The 10271-nt window shown below is 64.0% G+C and carries 6 protein-coding genes; 4 read left to right on the top strand and 2 right to left on the bottom strand.

The features are described 5' to 3' along the window. Positions 1 to 184 precede the first annotated feature (184 nt). Entirely contained in the window at positions 185 to 841 is a 657-nt protein-coding gene (locus J7367_RS08625) for a thiopurine S-methyltransferase (protein WP_057661957.1), read from the top strand. 265 nt (positions 842 to 1106) lie between these two features. Here the strand turns inward: J7367_RS08625 and bfr are convergent, their stop codons facing one another. Next, complete coding sequence (bfr, locus tag J7367_RS08620) at positions 1107 to 1592, bottom strand: bacterioferritin (protein ID WP_057662024.1); 486 nt, start codon at positions 1590 to 1592, stop codon at positions 1107 to 1109. A gap of 147 nt (positions 1593 to 1739) precedes the next feature. Between bfr and J7367_RS08615 the strand changes: the two genes are divergently transcribed. From J7367_RS08615 to hpaM, 3 genes are all read left to right on the top strand, one after another. After that, positions 1740 to 4157 carry a penicillin acylase family protein gene (locus tag J7367_RS08615; RefSeq protein WP_057661960.1) on the top strand — a complete coding sequence of 806 codons (2418 nt, stop codon included), beginning with the start codon at positions 1740 to 1742 and terminating at the stop codon, positions 4155 to 4157. 425 nt (positions 4158 to 4582) lie between these two features. Then, on the top strand, positions 4583 to 6721 hold the full coding sequence (locus J7367_RS08610) for a TonB-dependent siderophore receptor (RefSeq protein WP_057661963.1): 2139 nt from the start codon (positions 4583 to 4585) through the stop codon (positions 6719 to 6721). 444 nt (positions 6722 to 7165) lie between these two features. After that, positions 7166 to 8218: a type III secretion-associated outer membrane-bound protein HpaM gene (gene hpaM / locus J7367_RS08605; RefSeq protein WP_033481302.1), complete on the top strand. Its 1053-nt coding sequence runs from the start codon at positions 7166 to 7168 to the stop codon at positions 8216 to 8218. Between the two features lie 67 nt (positions 8219 to 8285). Here hpaM and asnB read toward each other — a convergent pair whose 3' ends face one another. Further along, complete coding sequence (gene asnB / locus J7367_RS08600; protein WP_007966648.1) at positions 8286 to 9980, bottom strand: asparagine synthase B; 1695 nt, start codon at positions 9978 to 9980, stop codon at positions 8286 to 8288. Positions 9981 to 10271 lie beyond the last annotated feature (291 nt).

The following is a 10271-nucleotide window of genomic DNA, read 5'->3' as shown; positions in this document are numbered from 1 at the left end:
CTCGCCTCAGGCTGCTGAGGCGGGCAGAGGCAATAAAACTGCTGAGGCACTGGCTTCAAGTATTCGCTCTTCCAGGCACAACGATGCCATCGCGACGCCCTGCCAACGCTGCGCACCGCTTCAGAACGCACCACACCCCACTCTCACATGACCACAGTGGAGGCAGCCACTGACAAGGCAACGCATGGACACGAACTTCTGGTTGGAACGTTGGCAGCTGGGACACACCGGCTTTCATCAGCAAGAGGTGTTGCCGCTGCTGCAAAAGCACTGGCACGCGCTGGATTTGCCAGAGGAGTCGCGCGTGTTGGTACCCCTGTGCGGCAAGACGCTGGACATGCACTGGCTGGCGGCGCAAGGCCATCGCGTGCTTGGCGTGGAGCTGTCGCAGCTGGCGGTGACGCAATTCTTCGATGAAGCAGGCCTTCAACCGCAACGTCACACCAGCGCTGCAGGGGAGCACTTCATTGCCGGCCCGATCGAGATCATCTGCGGCGATGCATTCGCGCTGGACGCCAGCGTGCTGGCCGACTGCACGGCCGTCTACGACCGTGCCGCATTGGTCGCGCTACCGGCCGACCTGCGCCTGCGTTACCTGCAAACGGTCTACGCGCAGTTGCCCACACACTGCCGCGGCCTGCTGATCACCCTGGAATATCCGCAGGCAGAAAAGGCCGGCCCACCGTTCTCGGTGGACGCAACGCACGTGCATGCACTTTTCGATGCTGCCTGGCAGGTGGACCAGTTGGAACGGCGCGACATCCTCGATCAGGAACCACGCTTCCGCGATGAAGGTGTCACTGGGTTGTCGACTGCCGTCTATCGCCTGCAACGCCGCTGAAACGGCCGTCGAACCCGGCACGCCATCACGTCGCAATTGCATGGCGTGCATGCGGCGAGCGCCGCTGGCCGATCAGGACAACGCGGCATTGCCCCATGTGGCAGGCCTGCAGCAAACACGTCAAAACCCACTCCTGCAGCCGGCTGCAGGAGCGGCAGGCAGGTCGCACAGACCATCGTCGGGAATGGCCAGGCACGCATATTCCATGCCGAGCCGGTTCACGCTGCGTCAGCCAGCCAGGCGACTGCGCAGCGTCGTTGCCGGCTCAACCGGCGACATCGCCCTTATCGATCTTCGAGGTCTGGTACAGCTCCAGCCCGATGCGCTTGATCAGGCCAAGCTGCTGCTCCAGCCACCATGCATGATCTTCTTCGGTGTCCTGCAGCTGCTTGAGCAGCACGTCGCGGCTGACATAGTCGCCATGCTCTTCGCACAGCTTCATGCCGGCAGCGAGCGCAGCGCGCACTTCGTACTCGACAACCAGGTCGCGCTCCAGCATTTCGACCACGGTCTTGCCGGGGGTGAATTCGGCCGGGCGCATGTCCGGGTCGCCTTCCAGGAACAGGATGCGCCGCAGCAGCGCGTCGGCGTGCTCGGTTTCCTCTTCCATTTCATGGTTGATGCGCTCGTACAGCGCCATCAGGCCCTGATCCCCGTACCGGCGCGAATGCAGGAAATATTGATCGCGGGCCGCCAATTCGCCGCGCAGCAGCTGCTTGAGGTAATCGACGACTTCGGGATGGCCTTTCATGGTGTGCTCCAGCGACGCAATGCGCGCATGGTGCCCTAAGCCGCCGGGCAATGATCTAATCGGAATCACTTTCAGTTGCGCTTGCGGCCAGACCCGCTACGGTCATGTCCGCCGGCCACACTTTCACCGGGCTCCAAGGAACCGACAATGCGTCAATGGCTGGGCCGGCTGCTGCTGGGAATCGGGTTGCTGGTCCTGGCGGCCAGCCTGGGGCTGTATCTGTTGATGCGCGGCAGCCTGCCGCAGTTGGACGGCGACAGCGCGCTCAGCGGCCTGGCTGCGCCGGTCAGCGTGCAGCGCGACCGGCTGGGCGTGGTCACCATCGATGCAGCAAACCAGCTCGATGCGATGCGTGCGCTCGGCTACGTGCATGCGCAGGAACGCTATTTCGAGATGGATCTGATGCGCCGCGCACCGGCCGGCGAGTTGTCCGAGCTGTTTGGCGCCGAGGCCGTGGGCCTGGACAAGCGCAACCGCGTGCATCGCCTGCGCGCGCGCGTGCAGGCCAGCCTGGATATCGCCACCGGCAGTCAGCGCGCCGCATTGCAAGCGTATACCGATGGCGTCAATGCAGGACTGGCAGCACTGCGCGTACGGCCCTGGCCCTATCTGCTGCTGCGCCAGACACCGCGTGCGTGGACGCTGGACGACTCCATCCTCACCGGCCTTGCGATGTACGCAGACCTGCAGGACAGCGACAACCAGACCGAGCTGGCCGCTGCGCGCATCCGTGCCGTGGTACCCCCTGCGCTGGCGGCACTGTTCGACCATCAGGGCTCCAGTTGGGACGCGCCGATGTTCGGGCCGCCACAAGGCGATGCCAGCGTGCCGGATGCGGCCACGCTGGACCTACGGCGTCTACCGCATCTGCCTGCCGCGCCACACGCGGAAACGCCGACGCCGGGCAGCAACAACTTCGCGGTAGACGGCAGCCTCACCGCCGACGGCCGCGCCATCGTTGCCGACGACATGCACCTGGGCCTGCGCGCGCCCAATATCTGGTTCCGCGCACGCATGCGCTATGCAGACAGCAATGCGCCCGAGGGCAAGGTGGATGTCACCGGATTCACCCTGCCGGGTCTGCCGGCGGTGGTCGTGGGCAGCAACGGGCATGTGGCTTGGGCATTTACCAACAGTTACATCGACACTGCGGATTTCGCGCGCATTCCCGCACCTACACCGGGTCACCCACAGGCACTGACCAGGCACGTGGAAACCATCCGCGTGGCGGGCGCAGCGCCGGTGCAGTTCGAGGTCCGTGAAGCGACGTGGGGACCGGTATTGCACGTCAACGCCGACGGCAGCGCGCTGGCATTGCGCTGGGCGGCGCAGTTGCCCGGTGCGATCCGGTTGGACTTCGCCCAGATGAGCACGGCGGGCGATCTGCAGGCGGCGTTTGCGGTGGCCGACCGCTCCGGCATTCCGGCGCAGAACCTGCTGCTTGCCGATCGCAGCGGGCGCATCGCCTGGCGCCTGATCGGCGCGCGCCCCGCGCGCAATGCCGGGTGCGGCCCGAGCGGGATTGCCGAATTGGCGACATCGACGCCCGCACCTGAGGCAGCATCCAGCGCACCTGCAGAGACGGCTGCAACGCCTTCGATGTCGGGCACCTGCCTGCCATGGTCGCTGCGCAGCGATGCTGCGCCTGCGTTGATCGATCCGCCGTCGCACCGGCTCTGGACCGCCAACAACCGTATCGTCGATGCGCAACAACTGGCCACGCTTGGCAACGCAGGTTACGACCTTGGCGCGCGTGCGCAGCAGATTCGCGAGGATCTTTTCGCAAAGCAGCGCTTCAACGAACGCGATCTGCTCGCCATCCAGCTCGACGATCGCGCCGTGCTGCTCACGCGCTGGTGGCAACTGCTGCGTAGCGTGGTCGAGCACAGCAAGGATCCGGCGCTGCAACAGGTTGCACACGCCACGCGCCACTGGGATGGGCGCGCATCGACTGACTCGGCCAGCTATCGCATCGTGCGCCAATTTCGCAGCAAGACCATCGAGGCGGTGGAAGCCGGCCTGCTGGCACCGGCAAAAGCCGCACTTGGCGCGGAGTTCCTGCCGCCACGTCGCGCGCAACTGGAGGGCATCGTCTGGCCGTTGCTGCAACAGCGCCCGGCCCACCTGTTGTCGCCCGCCGTCGCAAGTTGGGAGCAGTTGCTCGACGATGCCGTGCGCAGAGCGCAGTCAGACGTGATTGCTGAAGACGCGCAAAGCGAACCGCGCGGCCAGCACACCTGGGGCCAGCGCAACACCGCCTCCATCTGCCACCCCATTGCGCGTGCACTGCCCGCCCTGGCCAAGCGCTGGCTCTGCATGCCGCCCGATCAACTGCCGGGCGACCGCGACATGCCGCGCGTGCAAGGCCCGGCCTTTGGCGCCTCCGAGCGCATGGTGGTTTCGCCCGGCCACGAGCAGGACGGCATCGTGCACATGCCCGGCGGCCAGAGCGGCCACCCGCTTTCGCCGTTCTGGGGCGCGGGGCACGACGATTGGGTGCATGGCAGACCCACACCATTTTTGCCCACTGCCACGCGTTACACGCTGCAACTGCGTCCGCAGTAAAAGCGGGCGGAAACGCTGTTGCGCAGCGTCCAGCGAACAAGGACCAAGGCGTTCGAGCATCGCTGCTCCACAAAGCGCCCCTCCCCTTGGGGGTGAGGTTACGGGCATCACGCACTACTGATTAGTGCGCAATGTGACCCTTCGCGCGCGCCCATCAGGCTTCGCACCCGCCTTCATCCGCCCTTCGGGCACCTGCTACTCAATGAAGGGGACGATGTCCCGGCGGGGGAAGGGAAGCCGTGCACGCATGCCTTGTGCATTTGCGCGTTCTGCATCTTTCGCATCTCGGATGTATGGATCCGCGCACGCGCACACGCGCGCATGCATCCTCCACCAAGCATGGCCCCCGGCACCTCGGCGAGCTCCGTGATCAAGCAAGCACATCATGCTAAGATGCATTTGATAACCATTCTCATTAGTGACCAATGCGCCCCACGCTTCTTGTCACCGCGCTCGCCGCTGCGCTCGCTCTGCACACCCTGCCCGCCCTCGCTCAACACACCACCACGCCAGCCGTGACAGAGCTGGATGGCGTTGATGTCATCGGCCGTGCGCAGACGCTCTACAAGTCCGAAGACGCCGCTGTTGCCACGCGCACCGATACCCCGCTGGCGCTGGTGCCGCAGTCGGTGCAGGTGCTGCCGCGCGAGTTGATCGACGACCAGGCCGCGCGGCAGATCACCGATCTGTACCGCAGCATCAGCGGCATCAGCTTCTTCAGCTATGCCGGTGTGACCTTGCGCGGTTTCCGCCAGGAAAACGTGCTGTACGACGGCCTACGCGGCGACCCGTATGCCGGGTTCTCGGTGCCGCAGCTGTTCAACATCGAACGCGTCGAGGTGCTCAAGGGCCCGGCCGGTGCGCTGTACGGCGGTGGCGAACCCGGGGGTGTGATCAACTATGTCACGCGCAAGCCCGGTCATCAGGCGGCGCGCCGCATCGAACTGCAGCTGGGCAATCAATCCTTCGGTGCAGCCTCGTTCGAGGCCACCGGCCCTGCGCGCGAAGACGGCCGCATCCGTTACCGCATCGGCGCCTATGCCGATGGCGAAGACGGGTTTCGTTGGAATACCGACAGCCAGAGCCAGATCGGCGATGCGTCGGTGGCCTTCGATCTCGGCGACACCGGCGAGCTCACCCTGCAATACACCGACATCACCCAGAACCTGGGCGGCAACCGCCTGCGCGGCGTGCCGGTCGATAACGACGGCAACTTCCTCACCGACCGGCGCTGGAACCACAACGAACCTACCGACTTTCTGGACATGCGCGCCAAGGTGGCATTTGCGCAGTACCGGTTTGCGCCGTCCAGCGCGTGGGAGGTGGACATGGCGCTGCGCTGGTTCAAGAACCAAGAGCATCAGATCTATCACGAGCCGATGGGCTTGATCGACCGCGATCGCGACGGCACTACCGAGTGGATGACCCGGCAGTTGCGCAATCAATACCGCGACAACGATGCGATCTCCAGCAACGTCAATGCGGTGTTCCGCACCAGCACCGCTGCGATCGAGCAAAAGCTGCTGATGGGCGCGGACTACTACCGGCTGGACGCGGATTTCCGCGCGCAAACCGCCAACACCGCCGACACCGGACGCGTGCGTGGCCCGGTGCCTGGCATCGATTTGTTCAATCCGGTATACGGCCGCAGCGGCTTCTACGATTACGGTTTGGATGCCCTGCCCTGGCGCGCCACCAGCACGCGCAGTCAACGCTACGGCGCATATCTGCAGGACGAACTCACGCTGACGCCGCGCTGGTATGCCATGGCCGGGCTGCGCTGGGACGGCTTCAAGGACGACAACCTGCTAGATGGCTCGCGCGTGACCGGTAACGACCTGAGTTGGCGCGTCGGCAGCACCGTCGTGTTGCGCGAGGGCGTCAACGCTTACGCAAGTTACGCCAGCGGTTTTCTGCCGCAGGATGCCGCCAATCAGGACAGCAGCGTGGGCGGCCCGTTCGACCCGGAACGCAGCACGCAATGGGAAGTCGGCCTGAAGACTGCGCTCAACGACGGTGGGCTGACCCTCAACACGGCGCTGTATCGCATCGAACGCAGCAACATCGTGCAGGCGAACGGCAGCATCGTCGATGGGGTCAATCAGCTCTCTGCGCTTGGCCTGGTGCGCAGTGAAGGCCTGGAAGTGGATCTGCTGGCCGACCTGACCGAGCGCTGGGTGCTCAATCTCACTTATGCCTACAACGATGCACGCGTGCTCGATGCAGGCACCAATGGCATCACCAATGCCTCTGGCGATCGCTTCGCCAATGCACCGCGCAACACCTTCGGCCTGTGGACGCGCTACGACCTGCCGATGTGGCGCTCGGCGATCGCCTTCGGTGCCGACTACGTGGGCGAACGCGTCAGCCTGGATGGCCAACGCGTCAAACCGTATGCCATTTACGACATCAGCTGGCAGACGCAGTGGGACGCGTGGAAACTGCAAATCAACGTCAAGAACCTGTTCGACAAGGTCTATGCGGTGAGCGGGTTCAATACGCGCGCCGGACACTTTCCCGGCGAGCCGCGTCGCATTTACGCGCAGCTTGCTTACAGCTTCTGACGAGTGCGCAGCGAATATGTGCACGCCACCAGCCAGCGGCGATGGCAACGCAAACAGCGCATCGTGCCTGCGGTTGCCACCTGCTCAAAACACGTGTTTCTCTCTGTTGAAGGATAGAGCGTGCCTGGCCCGCTCTACCGATTGCATGTGCAAAACAGCTGTAAACGGGCGCAAGTCGTGGCTTGAAACTGCGCCCCCGTGCAGTGCAAGGCAAGTCGGACGCGGACTGCACGGCGTTCCGCTTGCAATGTGATGCAGGTCAGCGGAGCGACCTCTCGCAGTGGGCAAAACAGCCTCGACTGCAGCAGCGTAATGAACCTGCGCCGAATCGCGCGGCTGCGCATGGGCTGGAACTTAACGTCCGGTGGGACACACTAGAGTCCGTCGCGAATGTGGAGTCTTGCTCCGCACATCGCCCTCCTCCCCCCACTGACCGGAATCCGCATGCCTTTGCTTGCCCGCTCCGTTTCCGCCCTGTTGCCACTGATGTTTGCCACTGCCTGCTCGGCCGCGGCGCCAGCCAAATCCGGCCCGCCGGATGCGCCAGTGGCTGCATGCACCGCCAAGGTACGTCCTGGCCAGGACCTGCAGAAAGCCATCGACAAACTGCCGCAAAGCGACAAGCCCACGGTACTTTGCCTGGAGAAAGGCGAGTTCCCGCTCAATGGCTTGGTATCGATCCATCGCGGCAATTTCACTCTGCGCGGCCAGGGCCCCAGCACCATCGTGCGCATGGCCGACGGTGTGCAGCAGCCGGTGCTGGTGGTCGGCGACTACGAAAACCAGCAGCCCACCGGTGTGATCCGCAACGTCAGCATCGAAGACATGCAGATCGTAGCGAGCACAGGCGATAAGGAGTTCATGCCCGAGCGCCCCTACCTGAGCAACAGCGCGGTGGTGGTGCGGTCCGGACAAGGCATCCGGCTTGCAGGCCTGCAGGTCAACAAGTGCCGCAGCGCGTGCCTGTTGAGCGAGTACGACACCCGCGAGATCACCATCGAAAACAACGATGTATCCGGCGCAATCTGGGACGGCGTCTCGTTCAACCGCACCGCCAAGGTCACGATGGTCAACAACTACATCCACGACAACGTGGCCGCCGGCCTGACCACCGAGCACCTGGAAGACAGCGAGATCCGCAACAACCGTTTCGAGCGCAACGGCAGCCAGGGCATCTATCTCTCCGATGCGCGGCGCAATCGCTTCAGCAACAATCAATTCGACGGCAACAAGGTGGCCGGCGTGTTTCTGGCCTGCGCGATTCGTTATCGCACACCGGAAATCTTGTGCTGGGACAACAGCATGAGCCAGGACAACATCTTCGAGAACAACCGTTTCGCCAACACGCCGTTTACCTACACCATCGGCGTGGACCGCGCGGCCAACTGCACGGCGGCCGACTTCAAGCCGAACCTATGGCGCAATAACCAGGCCGACATGGCCGGTGTGGATATCGATCCGCAGCGCTATGGGTATTGCGTGCGTCACGAGCAATAAGACGCGCCGGTCAACACCGCGGCCGGCCGTGCAGCGATGCACGCCGGCCGCGGCAGTGACAGCAGCCTTACGAAACCAGCGCCTGCGCGTGCACTCCGGCAATCGCGCGGCCCGATGGGTCGGCCATCGCGGCAAAACTCGCGTCCCAGGCAATCGCCGTTGGCGACGAACAGGCAATCGACTTGCCGCCCGGCACGGTTTCCGCCGCCGCCTGGCCGGGGAAAAACTGCTCGAACAAGCTGCGATAGAAATACGCTTCTTTGGTCTGCGGCGGGTTGACCGGGTAGCGTCGGTCGGCGGCGGCGAGTTCGCGGTCGCTCACCTGCGCCTGCGCATGCGCCTTTAGCCCGTCGATCCAGCCATACCCCACGCCGTCGCTAAATTGCTCTTTCTGACGCCACAGGATCGATTCGGGCAGATAGCCGGCGAATGCCTCGCGCAGTACGCCCTTCTCCATGCGCGTCGCCCCGCTGCTGGTCTTGTCGATCATCTTGAACCTGGCATCCATGCGCATCGCCACATCCAGGAATTCGCGGTCCAGGAACGGCACACGTGGCTCTACGCCCCAGGCCATCATCGACTTGTTCGCGCGCAGGCAGTCGTAGTTGTTGAGCGCGTCGAGCTTGCGTACCAGCTCTTCGTGGAATTCGCGCGCATCCGGTGCCTTATGGAAATACAGGTAGCCGCCGAAGATCTCATCGCTGCCTTCGCCGGAAAGCACCATCTTGACGCCCATTGCCTTGATCCGCCGCGCCAGCAAGAACATCGGCGTGGAGGCGCGAATGGTGGTGACGTCATAGGTTTCGATGTGGCGAATGACGTCGGGCAATGCATCCAGGCCTTCGTCGAAGGTGTATTCGAAACCGTGATGCACCGTGCCGAGCGCTGCGGCGGCCACTTCGGCCGCGGCCAGATCTGGCGAGCCCTTCAAGCCGATCGCGAACGAATGCAGGCGCGGCCACCAAGCTTCGGTGGTGTCGTTTTCTTCGATGCGGTGACGGGCGTAGCGCGCGGCGACCGCGGCGACCAACGACGAATCCAGGCCACCGGACAGCAACACGCCGTACGGCACGTCGGTCATGAGCTGACGGTGCACGGCGCGCTCGAAGGCTTCGCGCAATTCCTGCAGTTGCACCTGTACACCTTCCACCGCGCCGTATTGGCGCCAGGCGCGCTCGTAGTAACGGTTCAGTGCGCCGGTGGCGCTGTCGTACCAATGGCCCGGCGGAAACTGCGCCGCATCGGCGCAATCGTCCACCAGCGATTTCAGTTCCGAGGCCACACGCAAACGGCCTTCGCGGTCATGCCCCCAGTACAGCGGCACCACACCGATCGGGTCGCGCGCGATGATGACGCGACCTTCCGTCTTGTCCCACAGCGCGAATGCAAAGATGCCGTTGAGGCGGTTGAGATACGAGGCCGGCGTATCTTCGCGATACAGCGCATTGATCACCTCGCAGTCGGAGCCGGTCTGGAACGCGTACGGCTGCAGCAGCTCCGCCTTGAGTTCGCGATGGTTGTAGATCTCGCCATTGACCGCCAAGGCGAGCTGCCCGTCTTCGGAGAGCAACGGTTGCGAGCCGCCGGCCGGATCGACAATGGCCAGGCGCTCGTGCACCAGGATGGCGCCGGTATCGACGTAGACGCCGCTCCAGTCGGGCCCGCGATGACGCTGCCGCTGCGAACATTCCAGCGCCTGCCGGCGCAGCGCCTGCAGGTCGTCACCGGGTTGCAGGCCGAAAATACCGAAGATGGAACACATGGAAACACTCCTGAAGAACTGCGTGGATTGGCGGCCGGTAAGAGCGTGCTGCACGGATCGACACCCATAAAAAAAAACCCGCATCGGCCGATGCGGGTTTTTCTGGTTCCTGGGCGTTTGGTGGACGTCGCCTAGTCGCAGACCCGCATCGGCCGCGCACGATTATTCGCGCGCAGATTGTTGCGGTTGGCGTTATTGAGATTGGCGAGGCGAATGACCATGTCGCCGACGCTAACGGTTCGGCTGTACCGGCGCAACTGTTTCAGTGGCAACAACGGCGTCTGCGTGGCC

The sequence above is a fragment of the Xanthomonas sp. D-36-1 genome (assembly GCF_017746155.1).
Taxonomy (GTDB): domain Bacteria; phylum Pseudomonadota; class Gammaproteobacteria; order Xanthomonadales; family Xanthomonadaceae; genus Xanthomonas; species Xanthomonas cissicola.
The sequence above is the reverse complement of the archived record's forward strand: the minus strand, read 5'-3'. Positions and strand labels throughout refer to the sequence as shown.